At 63.5% G+C, this 19564-nt stretch carries 20 protein-coding genes; 13 read left to right on the top strand and 7 right to left on the bottom strand.

Annotated elements, in window-relative coordinates:
• The first annotated feature begins 36 nt into the window (after positions 1-36).
• From IVB41_RS33415 to IVB41_RS33390, 6 genes are all read left to right on the top strand, one after another.
• Positions 37-1014, top strand: coding sequence for a small ribosomal subunit Rsm22 family protein (locus IVB41_RS33415; protein WP_247438816.1), 978 nt, complete (start codon positions 37-39; stop codon positions 1012-1014).
• A 138-nt stretch (positions 1015-1152) separates the two neighbouring features.
• On the top strand, positions 1153-1713 hold the full coding sequence (locus tag IVB41_RS33410) for a LemA family protein (RefSeq protein ID WP_027516414.1): 561 nt from the start codon (positions 1153-1155) through the stop codon (positions 1711-1713).
• 32 nt (positions 1714-1745) lie between these two features.
• The gene (locus IVB41_RS33405) at positions 1746-2987 is read left to right on the top strand and encodes a M48 family metallopeptidase (protein WP_247438814.1); all 1242 of its coding nucleotides are present in this window, start codon (positions 1746-1748) and stop codon (positions 2985-2987) included.
• 204 nt (positions 2988-3191) lie between these two features.
• A complete protein-coding gene (locus tag IVB41_RS33400; RefSeq protein WP_027516412.1) occupies positions 3192-3947 on the top strand; it encodes a hypothetical protein in 756 nt (251 codons plus the stop codon).
• Positions 3948-4007: 60 nt separating this feature from the next.
• Entirely contained in the window at positions 4008-4676 is a 669-nt protein-coding gene (locus tag IVB41_RS33395; protein WP_027568581.1) for a hypothetical protein, read from the top strand.
• Between the two features lie 87 nt (positions 4677-4763).
• Positions 4764-5096, top strand: coding sequence for a GIY-YIG nuclease family protein (locus IVB41_RS33390; RefSeq protein WP_247399876.1), 333 nt, complete (start codon positions 4764-4766; stop codon positions 5094-5096).
• A 25-nt stretch (positions 5097-5121) separates the two neighbouring features.
• On the opposite strand, the gene IVB41_RS33385 is transcribed toward IVB41_RS33390, so the two are convergent.
• The 6 genes from IVB41_RS33385 to petA form a co-directional block, all read right to left on the bottom strand.
• Positions 5122-5661, bottom strand: coding sequence for an adenine phosphoribosyltransferase (locus IVB41_RS33385; RefSeq protein WP_007595035.1), 540 nt, complete (start codon positions 5659-5661; stop codon positions 5122-5124).
• Between the two features lie 8 nt (positions 5662-5669).
• Positions 5670-7835 (bottom strand): anthranilate synthase component I, encoded by a 2166-nt coding sequence (locus tag IVB41_RS33380; RefSeq protein ID WP_247438812.1) that lies wholly within the window; start codon positions 7833-7835, stop codon positions 5670-5672.
• Positions 7836-8085: 250 nt separating this feature from the next.
• Positions 8086-9258 (bottom strand): DUF4375 domain-containing protein, encoded by a 1173-nt coding sequence (locus IVB41_RS33375; RefSeq protein WP_247438810.1) that lies wholly within the window; start codon positions 9256-9258, stop codon positions 8086-8088.
• A gap of 93 nt (positions 9259-9351) precedes the next feature.
• Entirely contained in the window at positions 9352-10026 is a 675-nt protein-coding gene (locus IVB41_RS33370; protein WP_027568578.1) for a dienelactone hydrolase family protein, read from the bottom strand.
• 145 nt (positions 10027-10171) lie between these two features.
• Positions 10172-12244 carry a cytochrome b/c1 gene (fbcH, locus tag IVB41_RS33365; protein WP_027568577.1) on the bottom strand — a complete coding sequence of 691 codons (2073 nt, stop codon included), beginning with the start codon at positions 12242-12244 and terminating at the stop codon, positions 10172-10174.
• Positions 12245-12306: 62 nt separating this feature from the next.
• On the bottom strand, positions 12307-12837 hold the full coding sequence (gene petA, locus IVB41_RS33360; RefSeq protein ID WP_026232845.1) for a ubiquinol-cytochrome c reductase iron-sulfur subunit: 531 nt from the start codon (positions 12835-12837) through the stop codon (positions 12307-12309).
• Positions 12838-13115: 278 nt separating this feature from the next.
• On the opposite strand from petA, the gene IVB41_RS33355 reads away from it, so the two are divergent.
• The 6 genes from IVB41_RS33355 to IVB41_RS33330 all read left to right on the top strand — a co-directional run bounded on the left by IVB41_RS33355 (position 13116) and on the right by IVB41_RS33330 (position 16827).
• A complete protein-coding gene (locus IVB41_RS33355) occupies positions 13116-13574 on the top strand; it encodes a tRNA (cytidine(34)-2'-O)-methyltransferase (protein ID WP_247438808.1) in 459 nt (152 codons plus the stop codon).
• Positions 13575-13592: 18 nt separating this feature from the next.
• A complete protein-coding gene (queE, locus tag IVB41_RS33350) occupies positions 13593-14225 on the top strand; it encodes a 7-carboxy-7-deazaguanine synthase (protein ID WP_247438806.1) in 633 nt (210 codons plus the stop codon).
• A gap of 17 nt (positions 14226-14242) precedes the next feature.
• Entirely contained in the window at positions 14243-14608 is a 366-nt protein-coding gene (locus IVB41_RS33345; RefSeq protein ID WP_247357255.1) for a 6-carboxytetrahydropterin synthase, read from the top strand.
• 16 nt (positions 14609-14624) lie between these two features.
• Positions 14625-15512: an oxygen-dependent coproporphyrinogen oxidase gene (hemF, locus tag IVB41_RS33340; RefSeq protein ID WP_247439127.1), complete on the top strand. Its 888-nt coding sequence runs from the start codon at positions 14625-14627 to the stop codon at positions 15510-15512.
• Positions 15509-16255: an HAD family hydrolase gene (locus tag IVB41_RS33335; protein ID WP_407062516.1), complete on the top strand. Its 747-nt coding sequence runs from the start codon at positions 15509-15511 to the stop codon at positions 16253-16255. Before hemF ends, IVB41_RS33335 begins: the two co-directional genes overlap by 4 nt.
• A gap of 368 nt (positions 16256-16623) precedes the next feature.
• Positions 16624-16827: a YodC family protein gene (locus IVB41_RS33330; RefSeq protein WP_027516401.1), complete on the top strand. Its 204-nt coding sequence runs from the start codon at positions 16624-16626 to the stop codon at positions 16825-16827.
• A 455-nt stretch (positions 16828-17282) separates the two neighbouring features.
• On the opposite strand, the gene IVB41_RS33325 is transcribed toward IVB41_RS33330, so the two are convergent.
• Positions 17283-18371, bottom strand: coding sequence for a winged helix-turn-helix domain-containing protein (locus tag IVB41_RS33325; protein WP_247438802.1), 1089 nt, complete (start codon positions 18369-18371; stop codon positions 17283-17285).
• Positions 18372-18647: 276 nt separating this feature from the next.
• Here IVB41_RS33325 and IVB41_RS33320 point away from each other — a divergent pair, with 276 nt between their 5' ends.
• Positions 18648-19559 carry a DUF1127 domain-containing protein gene (locus IVB41_RS33320; protein WP_247438800.1) on the top strand — a complete coding sequence of 304 codons (912 nt, stop codon included), beginning with the start codon at positions 18648-18650 and terminating at the stop codon, positions 19557-19559.
• Positions 19560-19564: the final 5 nt, after the last annotated feature.

Below are 19564 nucleotides of genomic sequence, written 5' to 3'. Positions count from 1 at the left end.
ATTGACGTCGTCATCCGCGAAAGCGGATGATCAAACATGATCTCTCCGACTCTCCCCGCCGAACTGAAAGCGGCGCTCGACGGCAAGCTGCAGGGCTTTTCCCGCACCGACGCTGCGCAGCGATCGCAGAAGATCTCCACCACCTACCGCGCAGGCGGTGGCTCCGGCACGATCAAGTCGGAGGCCGATGCGCTCGCCTATGCGCTCGCGCGCATGCCGGCGACTTACGCGGCGGTGGCGGCCAGTCTGAATGCGCTGACCGAGATCGTACCGGACCTCGCTCCGGAAACACTGCTCGACGTCGGCGCAGGTCCGGGCACCGCGAGCTGGGCCGCGGCGGAGGCTTTCTCCTCGCTGCAGGATTTCACCCTGCTCGACGCCAACGCCACGCTCAGCCGTCTCGCGCTCGAACTGGCGCGCGACAGCACGCGTTTGGCGGATTGCCGCTATCTGCCGGGCGATGCCGGCGCGAACCTCGCCGAGGTCTCGCAAGCCGATCTCGTCGTCGCGAGTTATGTCATCGGCGAGCTCAGCGAGAGCGATCAACGCAAGCTCGCGGAAGCGATGTGGGCGAAAGCGCGCCACGCGCTGGTGGTGATCGAGCCCGGCACGCCCGCCGGCTACGCGCGCATCCTCGCTTTGCGCCAGCAACTGATCGCGGCGGGCGCCTACGTCGCCGCACCCTGCCCGCATGAAAAGCCGTGTCCGCTGGCGGCGCCGGACTGGTGCCATTTCTCCCAGCGCTTGCCGCGCTCGCAGGCTCACCGCCAGATCAAGGGCGCCGAGGTGCCGTTCGAGGACGAGCGATTCATCTACGTGGCGCTGACCCGCACGCCGCCCGCAACCCGCGCCGCACGCGTGCTGGCGCCGCCGGATGTCAGCAAGGCCGAGATCACGGCAAAGCTCTGCACCGGGGAAGGCCTCGCGATCACGAAGGCGCCGCGCCGTGACAAGGCCGCCTATGCGAGCGCTCGGCGCTGGCGCTGGGGCGATGGCGACCTGTCCGAAAGTTAACCTCCTCCAGCTCTTTCACCTTGAACTCGGATAGCCTCTCATCCGACCAAATCCTACCTTCCCTCTGCGCCGGGCTCTCGCTCCGCGCCAATTTGGTCTACCCTAGCGCCCGCCTTCTTCCCCCTTCAGGAGTTCTCCATGTCGACCGGCTGGATCGTCCTCGGCGTTATCGTCGTCCTCGTCTTCTTTGCCTTCGCCGCCTACAACCGGCTGGTGGCGCTGGGCCAACGCGTCGGCCAGGCCTTTGCCGACGTCGACGTGCAGCTCAAGCAGCGTCACGATCTGATCCCGAACCTGGTCGAGACGGTGAAGGGCTATGCCTCGCATGAGCGCGGCACGCTCGACGACGTCATCAAGGCGCGCAATTCGGCGATGTCGGCGCAGGGACCGGCGCAGGTGTCCGCGGCCGAGACCCAGCTCTCCGGCGCGCTCGGCCGGCTGATCGCGCTGTCGGAGGCCTATCCCGACCTCAAGGCCAATGCCAATTTCCAGCAGCTCGCCAGCGAGCTGTCCGACCTCGAGAACAAGATCGCGGCCAGCCGCCGCTTCTTCAACAACGCGGTCCAGGAATACAACACCGGCATCCAGCAGATGCCCGCCGCTCTGTTCGCCGGCATGTTCGGCTTCACCAAAAAGGACTTCTTCGATCTCGGCGCCAGCCGCACCGAGGTCGAGGCCACGCCGCAGGTGAAGTTCTGAGTTGAGCCGATAGGCCGGCAGGGCATCGCGTCATGGCCGCGTATGGTCTCTACACGCACATCGCCTCGAACAAGTTTCGTTCTATGCTGCTGCTCGCCGGCCTGTTCGCGCTGGTCTATGTGCTGGTCTATGCCGGCGCGCTGATCGCCGAAGTCGTCATCAACGGCGACGAGACCGTCGTCCATTATCTGAGACGCGCCTTCTATGATCTGAAAGTCGCCGCACCGGTTGCGACCGTCGTGGCAGCGGCCTGGATCGTGATCGCCTATTTCTTCCACCAGTCGATGATCGATGCGGTGACCGGCGGCCACGACGTCACCCGGCAGCAAGAGCCTCGGCTCTATAATCTGCTCGAAAACCTCTGCATCTCGCGCGGCATCACGATGCCGAAGCTGAAGATCATGGAGAGCCCGGCGCTTAACGCGTTCGCGACCGGCCTCAACCCGCGGCAATATTCGGTCACCGTCACCACCGGTCTCCTCGATGCGCTCGATGACAAGGAGATCGAGGCGGTGCTGGGCCATGAGCTGACCCACATCAAGAACGGCGACGTGCAGCTCATGGTGGTCGCCGTCATCATCGCGGGTGTGGTCGGGTTCTTCGGCGAACTGTTCTTCCGCCTGTTCACGAATTTCAGCTGGGGTTCCGGCGGCTCGTGGTCGTCGGGCTCCTCCTCGTCGTCACGATCGTCCTCGTCGTCGAGCGACAGCAAGAGTTCGGGGGGCGGCGCGGTGATCGTCATCATCATCGCGGTCGTGCTGATCGTGGTGGCCTGGCTGTTGTCGCAGGTGGTGAAGCTCGCGCTGTCGCGCTCGCGCGAATATCTCGCGGATGCGGGCTCCGTCGAGCTGACGAAAAACCCGGACGCCATGATCTCGGCACTGCGCAAGATCGAGAACCGCGGCGAACTACCGGGCGCAACCTCGGCAGTGATGGAGCTCTGCGTCGACAATCCGCGCGAGGGGTTTGCCGATTTGTTCGCGACCCACCCTTCGGTGCAGTCCCGGGTCGATGCGCTGGTCAAGTTCGCCGGCGGCCATGATCCCGGCCCGCTGCCGCCTCCCGCCGACGGGACCGAGGAGCCAGACACGCAGGCCGACCGGCCGGACGCCCCACCGGCGCTGCGGCAGGGTCCCTGGAATGACGCTGACGGCGCGGCCAATCCGCCGCCGGTGCCCGCACCCAGCTCAGCCGGAACCGCCAGTAGCAACCCAAGAGGCAATCCCGTGCGCAATCCCTTGAGTAATCCCTTGGGTCCTTGGGGCCGCCATTGAGCGCGATTTGACGCCATGCGCGGCGGGTTTCGTCGCGATTGGGAAAAACCTCGGGAATTGCCGCAACTGGGGTCTGCGGAATTGAATTCTCCCTTGTTTCTGCCATGTTCGCGCCCAACAGCAGACTTGGGACATCTTTGCGACATCGATTTGGGGCCCGGCCGATTGCGACTTCGCGATCGGGGGGCGCGTTAGGGGACAGCAATGGCAAAGCCGGCAGTGGTTGTGGTGGGCGCAGACAAGGGCGGGGTCGGCAAGACCACCGTGTCGCGCACCCTGCTCGATTATTTTTCCGCCAACAACGTGCCGACGCGCGCCTTCGACACCGAGTCGCCGCGCGGAACCCTGAAGCGCTTCCACCCTGACATCACCGAGATCGTCGACATGACGACGACGTCGGACCAGATGAAGATCTTCGATACGCTCAACGCGACGAGCCCGTCGGTCACCGTGATCGACGTCCGCGCCGGCCTGCTCTCGCCGGCGCTCGCCTCCTTGCGCGACATCGGTTTCCTCGACGCCGCCAAGGCCGGCCAGATCACCTTTGCCGTGTTCCACATCCTCGGACCCTCGATCGCCTCTCTGGACGAAATCGCCGAGACCGCAGGCTTCATGGGGGGCGCGAAATATTTCCTAGTCAAGAACTTCATCAACGATACCCAGTTCTTCCAGTGGGACCAGGCGACTTACCAATCGTATTTCAACAGGATCAAGGACGCGACCGAGCTGACCATCCCCAAGCTCAACGAAATGGCCTATGAGCAGGTCGAGGTGTCCTCCGTCCCGTTCCTGAAATTCGTCGCCAACAAGGGCATCAACGACGAGGCAGCGAACTATTCGTTCGTGCTGCGCGGCTATGTCCGGCATTGGCTTGCGAACGTCTGGAGTGAATTCGACCGGATCCGGCTGACCGATATCGTCGGCTCGACGAAATCCGGGAGCCGCAACAGCGAAAAATAGTTGCGCAAGCCGGGCGGATACGGCTGGATTGGTCGCCAAGTTCGACTGATATAGCTATCGATGCCCGCGACGCCCCTCTACATCATTTGTTCGCCCCGCCCGCAGGTCGGCAAGACCCTGCTGGCGCGGCTTTTGAGCGAATTTTTGCTGCTCAAGAACGGCAACGTCGTGGCCTTCGACGTCAACCTGAAGGAGCCGTCGCTGCTCGACTATCTGCCGAAGATCACGGAGACCGCCGACGTGATCGACACCTATGGCAAGATGCAGCTGATGGATCGCGTCATCGTCGATGACGGGGTTGCCAAGGTGATCGACCTCGGCTTCCACGCCTTTGACGAGTTCTTCAAGATGACGGAGGAGATCGGCCTGTTGAAAGAGGCGGCGCGCCGCCACGTCGCGCCGATGATCCTGTTCGTCGCCGACACCGACCGCGTCTCGGCCCGCGCCCACGAGATGCTGCGCGAACAGATTCCGCGGATCAATCTGATCACGGTGGACAACGAGCACATCGTGCGCGGCGAGCTGCCGGAAGCGATGGCCGGCGGCCGGCTGCTGCGCCTGCCGGCGCTGCCCGGCTTCCTGAAGACCTATATCGGCCGCCTGAACTTCTCCTTCACCGGCTACCTGCGCCATGAGAAGGATGCTTCGACCGAGCTGCACCAGTGGACCCGGCGCAATTATCTCGCCTTCCGCGAGCTCGAGCTCAGCCTGATCCTGCAACGGTCCTGAATATTTTACCCGGATAATATTGACGTCGAGCGGCCCTTCGGTTACTGGAGTTTACGCACCAGCGTTCCTCACCAAGGCCCTTTCACCGTGACCATAGACCGGAAAGCAGCGATCGCCGCCTACAAGGACCGGAAGACCGTCGCGGGCATCTACGTCGTCCGCTGCGCGGCCTCGGGCGAGGCTTGGGTCGGTCAGGCCCCGAACCTCGAGACCATCCAGAACCGCATCTGGTTCTCGCTGCGCCAGGGTAGCCACACCTGTCGTCGCCTCCAGGCTGCGTGGAACGCCCATGGCGAGACAGGCCTGACGTTTGGTGAATGTGAGCGTCTGGAGGATGAGGAGACTGCCTATGTCAGGAATGCGCTGCTCAAAGAGCGCATGCTGCATTGGCTGTCGGAGCTAAAGGCCGAGCCGATCTGAACGTCACCAGCGGCGCGGTTGCCGCTCAGTGCCCCTCGAACGTCATCAGCGTGCGCACCGGCACGTCCATCGCTCGGAGCTTGGCGGCGCCACCGAGATCCGGCAGGTCGATGATGAAGCAGGCGGCGACCACATTGGCGCCGATCTGGCGCAGCAATTTCACCGCGCCTTCCGCGGTGCCGCCGGTGGCGATGAGGTCGTCGACCAGGATCACGCGCTCGCCGGGCTGGATGGCGTCGACATGCATCTCCATCTCGTCGATGCCGTATTCGAGAGAGTAAGCGATCCGCACGGTGGTGTGCGGCAGCTTGCCCTTTTTCCGGATCGGCACGAAGCCGGCCGAAACCTGGTGCGCCACCGCGCCGCCGATGATGAAGCCGCGCGCTTCCATGCCGGCGACCTTGTCGATCTTGTTGCCGGCCCAGGGATTGACGAGTTCGTCGACCGCGCGGCGGAACGCACGCGCATCCGCGAGCAGGGTGGTGATGTCGCGGAACAAGATCCCGGGTTTGGGGTAGTCCGGGATGGTGCGGACGCTCGCCTTCAGATCGTGGTCAAAAGTCATGGTGCCTCTCAATCAGCGCGCGCATCCAAACGGAACGCGTTCTCGACAATTCGTAAGCCCACCTCGCCGCTGAGCGACATCAGCGATTCCGGATGGAATTGCACACCGGCGACCGGCAGGGTCTTGTGCTCGAGCGCCATCGCGACGCCGTCCTCGGTGCTGGCGGTGACGGATAGCACCTCCGGCATGCTGTCGCGCTCGACATAGAGCGAGTGATAGCGGCCGATCACGATCTCGTTCGGCAGATTGCGCATCAGCCGCCCGCCGCGCACCTGCACCCGCGAGGGCCGGCCGTGGGCGGGATGCGTGAGCTGCCCGAGCTCGCCGCCGAAATACTCGCCAATCGCCTGGACGCCGAGGCAGACGCCGAACACCGGCAGCTTGTTCTCCAGTGCCGCGTCGATGGTCTTCTTGATGCCGAAATCCTCAGGCCTGCCGGGCCCGGGCGACAGCACGAGCAAATCCCACCGCTTCTGCTTGAGCATGTCGAGCGCATGCACATGGCGAACTACGGTGACATCGGCGCCGACCTGGCGAAAATAATCGGCCAGCATATGCACAAAGCTGTCGTCATGGTCGATCAGCAGTACCCGCTTGCCGCTTCCGGTGGCATCGGGCGCGAAGGCCGACAGCGGCTTTGGCGGATCGCCGCGCAGCGCCTGGAACAGGGCCGCGGCCTTGACCTGGCATTCGCGGTCCTCGGCGGCGGGATCGGAGTCGAACAAACAGGTGGCGCCGACGCGCACTTCCGCGAGGCCCTCCTTCATCCGGATGGTGCGGATGGTGAGGCCGGTGTTGATGCTGCCGTCGAAATTCACCGCTCCGATCGCGCCGGCATACCAGCGGCGCGGCGAGCGCTCGTGATCCTCGACGAACTGCATCGCCCAGAGTTTTGGTGCGCCGGTGACGGTGACGGCCCAGGCATGGGTGAGGAACGCATCAAGCGCATCGAACCCTGGACGCAGCATGCCTTCGACATGGTCGACGGTGTGGAAGAGTTTTGAATAGGTCTCGATCTGCCGGCGCGCCAGCACCTTGATCGTGCCGGGAACGCAGACGCGCGCCTTGTCGTTACGGTCGACGTCGGTGCACATGTTGAGCTCGAACTCGTCCTTTTCGGAGTTCAGGAGCTGGCGGATCTGCTCGGCATCACCGATCGCATCGGTACCGCGCGCGATCGTCCCCGAGATCGGGCAGGTCTCGACCCGGCGTCCGTCCGAGCGCACGAACATTTCCGGAGAAGCCGAGACGAGAAATTCGCCCTCGCCGAGATTCATCAGCGCGCCGTAGGGCGACGGGTTGATGACGCAGAGCCGCTGGAACACTTCCGCCGGCGAGCGGTCGCAGGGCTCGGCGAAGAGCTGCCCCGGCACCGCCTCGAACAGATCGCCACGCGCAAAGGCGGCGCGCGCGGTCTCGACTGTGGCCTGATATTCGCCGGGCGCGTGATCGGCAAAGCCCTGGCGCGGTGTCTTGAGGTAGGGGCTCTCGGCGGTCTCGTGCGGCAAGCCCGCGGTGGACTTGCCCTTCCACACGAAATCGTAAGTGAGCACGACGCCGCGGCCGGTGGCGCGGTCATAGGCGAGCAGGCGGTCGGGGACGTAGAGCACGATGTCGCGCTGGTCGATCTCGCGCGCGCGCTTCTGCACGAGGTCCTCGATCTGGAACACGAGGTCGTAGGCGAAGGCGCCGAACAGGCCGAGCACGCCGTCGTCGTTGGCGGAGAACGCGCCGACGAGATCGCGCACCAGCGACATCACGCTGGCGCGCCGCGTACGCTGGTCTTCGTCGATCGGGGCTTCGCCGCGGATGATATGACCGGCAAGGCGCGTGGGCGTCGTCTCTGAGATCACGACGCAGGGTTCGCGCAAGACGTCAGCGAAGAAGGCGATCAGCACCTCCCCGCGCGCGTTCAGTGCTTCCAGGTTGAAATTGACGCCGGTGGTCTCAAGCTTGAGCGGCGGGTCGGAGAAGCCGAGGTCAAAACTCTCGTAGCGGCCGGGCACGGTCGTGCCCGACGACAGCACCACGCCGCGGCGGCGGTCGAGCAGGCTGACGAGATCGTCGAGCCGGTTGGCGCCGCCGGAGAACTGTTCCGCCACGCGCGTGATCGCAAGCCCTGCGCGGGTCACGTAGTCGCTTCGAGCCGGAAGGGCAAAGACGGTCCTGTTCATGGGGTCCTCTTACGAAACTTGTCGAGGGAACGCCACACAGGACAAACGATCAGGCCGCCGCACTGCGTGGGCGACCTCAGACGATTTTGGGAGAATAAATCGCACCGGCCACCTCTTAGGAGGTGCGCCACCAAAGACGGGATGGGCGGACGGCGGTGCTCATAGGGCGGATACTCACCATGGCGCGGGGACGGCGTCAAGGGTGGCTGGGGTCGGCTCGACCGCAAAATGGCGCAAATCGCAACGAGGGTTATGGCCGGTCTTGCAGGCTGTTGCGCCCCACGGCCGCGTCTGCGGCATGACGCTCGATTTCGTCTCGCATGACCCTGAGCACGAGCTCGCCACCAGATCCGATGACCTGGGCGCAGTCGCCCAAGGTTTCGATCAAAACGCTGGTCTCTCCTGTGACCGCACACCAAATGGCTCGATCGTCGCTCACGCTCAAGGCCGTGATCGCCGCGGTGGGACCCAGACTTAACTTCCGCAACAGCAGGTCGATCGCTTCGGCCGCAAAGTTTTGCTCGGCAATTCTCAAGAAATTCTGGATCGTGTCAGTCCCCACAGTCGACAGCCGCGCGCCCACTATCGTAGGGGGCGTCGCAAGTTGATAAAGTCGTCCGCCCGCCTCATCAAAGACGCATAGCCGCGAGCCCTTGTTGGTCCTTACGCCGAACGCCGTGCATTGCTGCCCCTCCACATCGGTGTCGAATCCTGGAAGCACCATAACCTTGAGCTCTGGGTCAGGCCTTACCGCCCCGCAGGCCGCCGCGACCGTGATCTGCAAATCGTCAGTCATCTGGAAGCTGATGTGGCGAACGCTTTGCCAGATCCGGCGGTGGGACCGATGTGGGTTAAGCTGCGCAAGCCGCTCGATCTCAGAAGAATACTGCTCCTGCGCGATGGCGCGCAATTCGGGCCAGCTTGCGATCCATCGGGCCGCGAGTGGTGTCATTGGTTGCTCTCGTTCTACCGCATAGAAGCGCTTATCAAGCGCGCTGAGCGCCGCGGCGCGGTTTTCGAATCCGGTCTGCAGCGCAGCCTCGCCGGGATGTGCCTCTACCCAGGCGATCATCTCCTGCAAGATCTGGTGTTGCGAGCTCGCTCCCATCGCCTCCAATCCAGCGAGTGCATCGCCGGACGTCGTTGGGAGCATCGCGAGCCCTGTGTTGCCGATGAACTGGCTGTGACCGCCGTTGCAGACCTGAGCGAGATAGTAGTCGGCATGATAGGCCTGTATGGCCACGGCCGGGAGCTCACCTCTCGTGTAGACGCCGACGTGCTGAATTTGGCTGACATAGTCGACCACAGCGCCGGTTAGATAACCGGCCTTCTCGGGGTCCCGAGCCGCTTCCAGCGCTTTGCTCGGCACCACAATCTTGGTCAAGCGGCCATCCACAATCATCCTGCTCTCCAGCAGTCGCATGGTGGAAACCCCTGCGACTGCACTATGATTGCGGTGATTGATTTTCAATCGTGGCGCGGCAGTAGTGCTGATCGCGGTCCGTCGGCGACCAGCCTACCCCAGATGCTTCCTAAAAAACTCCGTCGCCCTGCCCCAGGCGAGCTCGGCGGCTTCGCGGTCGTGGACGGCCTGGCGTTGCTCGTTGACGAAGGCGTGCTCGGCGTCATAGCGGAACAGCTCCAGCGACTTGCCGGCGGCCTTCATGGCGTTTTCGAAGCCGTTGACCAGTTCCGGCGTGCACCAATCGTCCTTGTTGGCGAAATGGGCCTGGAGCGGGATCTTGACGTCGGCGGGCTTGGCGGCCTGCTCCGGCGGAATGCCGTAGAACACGACGCCGGCCGCGAGCTCCGGCACATGCACCGCGCCGATGATGGTGACGGCACCGCCGAGGCAGAAGCCTGTCAGCCCGACCTTGGCGCCGTTGCGCGACAGATATTGCGTGGCGCCGCGCACGGTCTGCGTGGTGGCGTCCATGAAATCGAGCGAGTTCATTTCTTTGCCGGCGGCGTCGGTGTCGTGATACGGCACCACCTTGCCCTTGTAGAGATCGGGCGCCAGCGCATCGAAACCGGCCAGCGCGAAGCGATCGCATAGGCCCTTGATTTGGTCCGACAGCCCCCACCATTCCTGGATGACCACCACGCCCGGCGCGTTGCCGCGCGCGGCATTGGCGAGATAGCCCGATGCGTCCTTGCCGTCCGGGCGCTTGAAGGTGATGGCGGTTCCCATGGTGTCCTCCGACGAGTTTCTGGGGAAGCGATTGCTGGTATTTTGGCGGCTGCGCGGGCGATAGGCAATCGCGCCTGACAACACACTCTCGTGCCCAACAAAAAAGCCCCCTTACGGGGGCCTCTTCATTCTCGCCTCGGGCCGCTCAGTGCGAGTCGGCCCAGACCTTCTTCTTGGTGAAGTACATCAGGCCGGCGAAGATGATCAGGAAGATGAACACCTGGAAACCGAGGCGCTTGCGCGCTTCCATGTGCGGTTCGGCGGTCCACATCAGGAACGTGGTGACGTCCTTGGAATATTGCGCGATCGTGGTCGGCGAGCCGTCGTCGTAGGTGACCTGGCCATCGCTGAGCGGCTTCGGCATCTTGATGGCGTGGCCCGGGAAATACTTGTTGTAGTAGGACCCCTCCGGGATGGTCACGCCTTCGGGCGCCTTGTCCTCAAAGCCTTGGAGCAGCGCCGAGACGTAGTCCGGGCCCTGCTCCTGATACTGGGTGAAGAAGTCGACGATGAACATCGGGAAGCCGCGGCCGTAGGAGCGCGCCTTGGTGATCAGCGACAGATCCGGCGGCGCCGCGCCGCCGTTCGCCGCACGCGCGGCCTGCTCGTTCGGGAATGGCGAGGGGAAATAATCCGCCGGCCGGCCCGCGCGCTCGAACATGTCACCCGCGTCGTTCGGGCCGTCCTTGACCTTGTAGTCGGAGGCGAAGGCTGCAGCCTGCGCGACCGAATAGCCGGGACCACCAGCTTCCGCGAGGTTGCGGAAGGCGACGTAGGACAGGCCGTGGCAGTTGGCGCAGACTTCCTTGTAGACCTTCAGGCCGCGCTGGAGCGCACCGCGGTCGTACTTGCCGAACGGACCGGCGAACGACCATTTGTTGCCCGGCGGCTTGTCGCTGCCTTCGGAGGCACGCGCGCTGTCGGCTGAGCCCGCAAACAACGCGCCCGCCAGCGCAAGCACGATCGCACTCGACACCATCGGCGTCGACCTGCTCCCGGTTTTAGCCAGGACGGCATCCGAGATCGAGTTCGGCACCGGCCGCGGCTTCTCGATGCGCGAGAGCAGCGGCAGCACGATCAGGAAGTAGGCGAAGTAGCAGAACGTCAGGACCCGGCCGGCGATCACGTAGATGCCTTCCGGCGGCTGCGCGCCGAGATAGCCGAGCAGGATGCAGACCGCGACGAAGATCCAGAAGAACTGCTTGGCCAGCGGACGGTACTTCGACGATTTGGTCTTGGCAGCATCGAGCCAGGGCAGGAAGCACAGGATGATGATCGCCGAGAACATCCCGATCACGCCCGCGAGCTTGTTCGGGATCGAACGCAGGATTGCGTAGAACGGCAGGTAATACCATTCCGGCACGATGTGCGGCGGCGTCACGCCCGGATTCGCCGGAATGTAATTGTCGGCGTCACCGAGGTAATTCGGCATGTAGAAGATGAACCAGGCGTAGAGCAGCATGAAGCAGGACACGCCAAACATGTCCTTGATGGTCGCATGCGGCGTGAACGGAACCGTGTCCTTCTCCGTCTTGGGCTCGACGCCATCAGGGTTGTTCTGGCCGGAGACATGCAGCGCCCAGACGTGGAGCACGACGACGCCCGCGATCAGGAACGGCAGCAGATAGTGCAGCGAGAAGAAGCGGTTCAGCGTCGGGTTGCCGACCGAATAGCCGCCCCACAAGAGCGTCACGATGCTCTCGCCGACATAGGGAATGGCGGAGAACAGATTGGTGATGACGGTGGCGCCCCAGAAGCTCATCTGGCCCCAGGGGAGCACGTAGCCCATGAAGCCCGTCGCCATCATCAGCAGGTAGATGATGACGCCGAGGATCCATAGCACCTCGCGCGGCTCCTTGTAGGAGCCGTAATAGAGGCCGCGCAGCATGTGGACATAGACGGCGACGAAGAACATCGAGGCGCCGACGGCATGCATGTTGCGCAGCAGCCAGCCGTAATTGACGTCACGGACCAGCAGCTCGACCGATTTGAAGGCGAGGTCGGCATGCGGCGTGTAGTGCATCGCCAGGATCACGCCGGTCAGGATCTGGATCCCCAGCATGAACGAGAGGATGGCGCCGAAGGTCCACCAATAGTTCAGGTTGCGCGGGGTGGGATAGACCACGAAAGAGGAGTGCATGAGGCCGAGGATCGGCAGACGTCGCTCGATCCATTGCAGGGCCGGATTGCTCGGCTGGTAGTCGGATGGTCCGCTCATGATGCGATCCTGAGGAAATAGTACGACGAGACGGCGCGAAGCTTCGGACGAGGGCCCGAGGCTCAGCCGATCTGGATTTTGGTGTCGGAAACGAACTGGTACGGCGGCACCGGCAGGTTCGCGGGCGCGGGCCCCTGGCGGATGCGGCCGGACGAATCGTACTGCGAACCATGGCAGGGGCAGAAGAACCCGTCGTAATTGCCTTCATGGGCGATCGGGATGCAGCCGAGATGGGTGCAGATGCCGATCACAACCAGCCACTGCTCGTGGCCGGACTTGACCCGGGCCTCGTCGGACTGCGGATCGGGCAGGCTCGCGACGTTGACGGCGCGCGCCTCGTCGATCTGCTTCTTGGTGCGGTGGCTGATATAGATCGGCTTGCCGCGCCAGAACACCTTGATGTCCTGCCCCTCGGCGACCGGGCTGAGATCGACCTCGATCGGCGCACCGGCGGCGATGGTCGACGCATCAGGATTCATTTGGGAAATGAAGGGCCAGAGCGCGGCTGCGCCCCCTACTGCTGCAGCTGCCCCCGTTGCAACGAATAAGAAATCACGGCGTGTCGGATGGTCCGCCGAAGACGCTGTCGTCACGATTCCAACCCTTTCTTCTTATGCAGCCGGCGGAACCGCTCCAGGAGCCCCCAAGGTCCCCAGAACAGCCTGCCGGCGCCCGCGGCCCCCCGCGGCGGCAGAACTTCACGTGCCTCCACCAAAACAAGGCGAAAACAGCAGTCCAGAATCGTTCTATTGGCACCCTTGCCGGGCGAGCGCAAGCCCGCTATCGGCGCGGGAGCGTGCAATGCACGAATTCCGCGGCCAGCGATGTTTTATTGAGACATTTCCGGCCCGCACCGAACCCGGCACAGCCCATGCAGATAGCGCTTTTCCAACCCGACATCCCCCAGAACACCGGCACGATTCTCAGGCTCTGCGCCTGTCTGGGCGTGGCCGCCCATATCATTGAACCGGCGGGCTTCCCGGTCTCCGACCGGCATTTCCGCCGGGCGGGAATGGACTACCTCGATCAGGTCAGCATCGTCAGGCACGCCTCCTGGTCGAAATTCGAGCAATGGCGCGCGGCGCAGGGCGCCCGCCTGCTGCTGTTCACCACCAAGGGGGCGACCGACTACCGCGATTTCCGTTACCAGACGGCGGACATCCTGCTATTCGGGCGCGAGAGCGCCGGCGTCACCGAGGCGGTGGTCGAGGCGGCGGACGCGCGGCTGGTGATCCCGATCGCTCCGGGGCTGCGGTCGCTCAATGTCGCCATGACCGCGGCGATGGCCGCAGGCGAAGCACTGCGCCAGCTTCGGAACCCGCAAGTTTGAGATGTTGAGGAGAGACGGTTGAGTTACGCGGTCAAGGAAATCTTCCTGACACTGCAAGGCGAAGGCGCCCACGCCGGGCGCGCGTCCGTGTTTTGCCGTTTTGCCGGCTGCAATCTCTGGAGCGGGCGCGAGGCGGACCGCAGCGAGGCCACCTGCAAATTCTGCGACACCGATTTCGTCGGCACCGACGGCACGCTCGGCGGGCGCTATGCTTCGGCTGCGGAACTCGCCGGCACCATCGCGGCCCAATGGACGGCCTCCACCGACAACCGTTACGTGGTGCTCACCGGTGGCGAGCCGCTGCTCCAAGTCGATGCCGCGCTGGTCGACGCGCTTCATGCCCGCGGCTTCGAGATCGGGGTCGAGACCAACGGCACGATCGCCCCGCCCGAGGGGCTCGACTGGATCTGCGTCAGCCCGAAGGGCGGCAGCGATCTTGTGATCCGGCGCGGCCACGAGCTGAAGCTGGTCTATCCGCAGCCGCTCGCCATGCCGGAGGCCTTCGCGGAACTCGCCTTCGAGCGGCTCTCGCTGCAGCCGATGGACGGGCCCGAGGTCGCCCAAAACACCGCGGGCGCAATCGACTATTGCCTCAATCATCCGCAATGGCGGCTCAGCGTGCAGACGCATAAGTCGCTTGGTATCAGATAGGATTGGTTTTCGAACAGATGTGGGAATTGACGAAATCGTTTCGCTTCGAGGCGGCGCACTCATTGTCGGGAACGACGTTCGGCGCGGATAGCGAAGAGATCCACGGCCACTCCTTTCGCGCCGAGGTGACGCTGCGCGGCACGCCCGATCCCAAAACCGGCATGGTGGTCGATCTCGGCCTGGTCCAGCGCGCCATCGAGGACGTGCGCATGACGCTGGACCACAAGTACCTCAACAAGATCGAAGCGCTGGGCACGCCGACGCTGGAAAACCTCTCGCGCTTCGTGTGGGAGCGGCTCGCCCCTATCGGCAAGCTCACCCGCGTCAGCATCCACCGCGACAGTTGCAACGAGAGCTGCACCTATTACGGTCCGCAGGGTTGAGAGAATGACATTCACAATGGACCCGAGCTTGATCGAAGACCGCAAGAGGCGCGCACGCGCCTGGTTCGAAGCCCTGCGCGATGACATCTGCGCGAGCTTCGAGCGGCTGGACGACGATGCCCCGCAAAGCCTCTATCCGGGCGAGCCCGGCCGCTTCAAACGCACGCCGTGGCAGCGCACCGATCATACCGGCGCGGCCGGCGGCGGCGGCGTGATGTCGATGATGTCAGGCCGCCTGTTCGAGAAGGTCGGCGTGCACTGCTCCACCGTGCACGGCGAATTCGCGCCCGAGTTTCGCGCGCAGATTCCCGGTGCGGCGGACGACCCGAAATTCTGGGCCTCCGGCATCTCGCTGATCGCGCATCTGCGCAATCCGCACGTGCCGGCGGTGCACATGAACACGCGCTTCGTCGTCACCACCAAAGCCTGGTTCGGCGGCGGCGCCGATCTGACGCCGGTGCTCGACCGCCGGCGCATGCAGGACGATGCCGACAGCATCGCCTTCCACGCCGCAATGAAACAGGCCTGCACGCAGCCGAACGGCATCGCCGATTACGACAAGTACAAGAAGTGGTGCGACGAGTATTTCCACCTGCCGCATCGCAAAGAGGCGCGCGGCATCGGCGGCATCTTCTACGACTGGCATGACAGCGGCGACTGGGACGCCGACCTCGCCTTCACGCAAGATGTCGGCCGCGCCTTCCTGAAGATCTATCCCGACATCGTGCGGCGCAATTTCGCGACAAGCTGGACCGCGGAGGATCGCGAGGAGCAATTGATCCGGCGCGGCCGCTATGTCGAGTTCAACCTGCTCTACGACCGCGGCACCATCTTCGGTCTCAAGACCGGCGGCAATGTGGATTCGATCCTGTCGTCGCTGCCGCCGGAGGTGAAATGGCCATGACGACGATGAATCCCGCAATGAGGCCGCTGCCGCGCGCCATGCTGATCGACATGGACGACACCATCCTGTCGGCCTATGCGCGGCCCGAGATCGCCTGGAACGCGATCACAGCGGAGTTCGCGGAGGAGCTCGCGCCGCTGCCGCCGCAACTGGTCGCAAGCACCGTCCTGGCGTTCGCGAAAAACTTCTGGGCCAATGCGGACGCCTCCTGGCGGATGAAGCTCGCCGAGGCCCGGCATCTCACCGTCAAGGGCGGCTTCGCCGCGCTCGCGGCCGCCGGTCACCGCGCGCTGCCCGACGACCTCGCCATTCGCCTCGCCGACCGCTTCACCAGCTATCGCGAGGAGGAGATGTTCGTCTTCCCCGGCGCGCATGACGCCATCGACAGGCTCAAGGCGCTCGGCATCAAGCTCGCGCTGGTGACCAACGGCGCCGCCGACACCCAGCGCGCCAAGGTCGAGCGCTTCGAGCTGGCGCATCGCTTTCACCACATCCAGATCGAGGGCGAGCACGGCTTCGGCAAGCCCGAGGAGCGCGCCTATCTGCACGCGATGGACGCGCTCGGCGTCACCGCAAGAGACACATGGATGATCGGCGACAATCTGGAATGGGAAGTCGTGACGCCGCAGCGTCTCGGCATCTACGCGATCTGGATCGACGTGCATGGCGACGGCCTGCCCGAACGCTCGATCGTCAAGCCCGACCGCATCATCCGCTCGCTGACAGAACTGGTGCCGGGCTGACTGCAATCAGGGTGCGCAAACAAAAACATTGAAAACAACCCCATGCACAGTAGACGGCCGCAGCAGAATCAAGGACTTGCGGTAAACGCAAACTGCGGATCTGACAAAATCATTTGCTCCGTCGGGCAAAACAGGCGCATGGTGTCATGGTCGCGACGCACGGGACGGAAGAGCCCTTGCGCCACCCATCGAACAGGCGCCATTGCCTCTCGTGATGGGATCGCTCCGGCCTAAAGCTCTCTGATCGATTTCAGCAGCCCGGCCGGCGCATGCGCGCTACCGCAACACATCCACTGACCAAGTAGCCCGTGATCGGCATGTCATGCCGGTTTGCTAGCTTCTCCGTCAATCAACCGAAAGGACCATCCATGGAACTAAAAGCCGGCGATATCGTCATGCTGAAATCAGGCGGGCAGCCGCTCACCGTCGCTGACGTGAAGGGCGACGACGTGATCTGTCTCTGGATGGGCGCAGAAGGCGATCTGTTTCGCGAGACGCTGCCGCTCGCGGTGCTCGATCGACTGGAAGAGCTCGACGACGAAGACGAGGATGATGACGAAGACGAGGAGTAAGCGCGGCTGAGGCCGCGTCCTAGTTTGATCGGAGCGCACAGCTCCGGCGCGCGTGATGTCCGCTTCTCCGCCAAAAAGGCGCGATAGCGGACATCGCTGCATGGCGCAGAACGGCCGACGAGGCGCTGTCCGGATTCATCTTCTTGTCAGAACCGAAAAGGCGGAGGCGACAATGGAGCAGGACATTCCGAAAGACGCAGCGCGCTCGCAACCGACGGCTCGCAGGCGTCTGGCAGGGAATTCAATCATGGGACAGCCGCCTGTCGGTCACCAAGGGACTGACGGCCGTTACACTTTGCTGGCCGAGTCCCTCGGGGATACTTTCAGCATCTGAATTCCTGGAAGCAGAAGGCCATCCTCGGAACGCCCTGCCTGTAATTATCGTATCTCGCTTAAGTGGTGCAGCCAGCACTGTCACGGCAACTCCCATTTGTCCCGTCGGCCGTAGGCCGAGATCAGCTTGTGTAAGCGTGAAGGCCCGCGCCAATATTCAACGATCGGCTACACGGTTCGATGGCTTCTTCGTATTGGCGGAGCTGCAGGTGCGCAACACAGAGGAGCCGCACCGTGATATTCTTCTGCAAGATGGCTAGATTTGTCCGATCGCCGTCGAACCGGTCGGACCATACGTCGTGCGCAGTCTGAAGATCAGTCAGCGATACGCTGATCCGCACCAGATCTCCGCTGCGCTTCACCGCGCCGCGCACCGCCCAGCGGGTGCCGATATCCGTTCCAAGCTGCTTCAGATCGATCGACTTATTCTTGTAGGTGCGGGCGGCCTCGCGTCCGATGACGAAAGTGGCGGGCGCTCGCGCAAGATCGGTCGTCAAATCTGTCGTGATGGCATCGGCAAGGTGATCCTGCTCTGGATCGTTGTTGAGGTTGGCGAAGGGCAACACGATGAGAGAGAGACGATGCGCGATCTCGGGCCTGACTATCGGCTGTCCGTGAAGCTCTCGAGCTTCCTGAACCGCGTCGGTACGGAGCGTCTTCCAGACATTCCAATAACCGACAAGGCCGCCGGCAATTGCACCGATGGCAGCAACCGACGCCAGCGTACCGCCGACGAACTTCAGAGGGCCTCTGATGCGACGCACCCAGTTCTTGGACCGCCATTTGAAAGCTACTTTTTCGGAGAACTCCGGGACCAAAACCGCTGCCTCCGCGGCTGCGCGCGCAAGATTCGCCGGTTCTGCGAGGGCGCCTGATGTCACCGCAGTTTCGGGACATCGCTCGTCATCGTGGACAGCGCCCACGAAACGAAAGCCCTTTCGTGGAAATGTCTTGATAAGACGTTGTTGCACGCCTGAGTCGCCGATCGCGCGTCGGACCGCGTTCAATCGGGTCGTCAGCGCCGCGTCGGACACGATCCGACCATTCCAAATCGCGTTTATGAGATCATCCTTGCTGACGACCCGATCCCTGCTGCGGATCAAATAGCCGAGCAGATCAAGTACCTGTGGCGTCGTAGGCACGGCATCGGCCCCGCGCCGCAACTCGCGCCGGTCGGTATCCAGCACACAGTCCTCGAAGAAATAGCGCATGGCACCATTCCCCAGGCTTGCCCTCTACTTCCGAGAGCGCCGCAGCGATTGTCCGGCGAGGATAGGCCTTCGAACGGAAAAATGTAAGCCGAATATCGAGTGTGCCTTGCCCAGCGTCGCGGGATCGGCCGACGTCAGCCTCACGGAAACGCCCCCGCACCGGCTGGACACAAAGAATAAGCCGCCGGTAAGAAAAATGTAAGCCCCTCGTCAAGCGTGCCGGACCGAGCATTGGCACCTTAGCCCTCGGTGAGAAGCAAGCCAAAGGAGATTGCGATGAGCGCGATCTATGGCGCCGCATGGATGCGACGGCCCTTCGGATCAACGCAGCGCGTTGTCAGCCTCGTCCAGCAATTCTTGAGCACATGGCGGGAGCGCCGTAGACGCCGGCGTGCACAAGCGACCCTGCGCGGCCTCAGCGACAGGGAGCTCATGGACATCGGCACGACGCGCGGCGAGATCGATTACATCGCCTCGCACCGAGACATCGCGAGGCCGAATCGTTCGACAGAACGCGACGTCGGCGTTATTGCCCTGCTGCTCTGTGGCGCGCTTATCCTCGCTTTCGCTAGCGAGGCCAAAGCTCAATGCACCGCGCAGGACGTTCTGCGCAATCACCTGGACCTCAAGACTGCTCCTCCGGTGCAGCGATCGCAGACTCCCGTCAGTTCGGCCGCCGATGTTCGGCTGTGGAAGACGATTGCGATAGGGACATTCAGGGACATGCGCGCCCTTCGCAAGGCGATGAGTGCAATGGGCTGCGACGTCGGAAGCGCCGCTGCTGAAGTCCTTGCGCGGCCGGCTTTTACTCTGAGTGGCAAGAAAACGGACGTGCAGCTCGTCCCTGTCTCGGCCGCGGAGCTCGGCTTCAAGGGCGAGACAGCGTCGTTGACCGAAATCTATGCGCGCGCGCAACGGCTGGGTTTCGGACTTGCGCCCGCAGAAATCGCTCCGCAGCTGAGACTTCAGTACTTGGACCAGCCAATCGGTGAGTTTCTCATCATCGGGATGGAGCCGATCAGGACATGGGCGGGTGAACCGGTCATCCTGACGGTGGCCAATGGTGGAGCAGGCCTCATTCTCATCGGTCAGGGCACCCGCGAGAACGCGGAAATTCCAGTGAACTCCACCATTGTATTCGTGCGGCCAAGTACACCCGCCCCGGCGGAGACCGCGGCATTCAAGTAGCTCGG

The sequence above is a fragment of the Bradyrhizobium sp. 44 genome, from assembly GCF_023073095.1.
In the GTDB taxonomy this organism is placed as follows: domain Bacteria; phylum Pseudomonadota; class Alphaproteobacteria; order Rhizobiales; family Xanthobacteraceae; genus Bradyrhizobium.
Note: the sequence above shows the minus strand (reverse complement) of the source record. Positions and strands in the feature narration are given on the sequence as shown.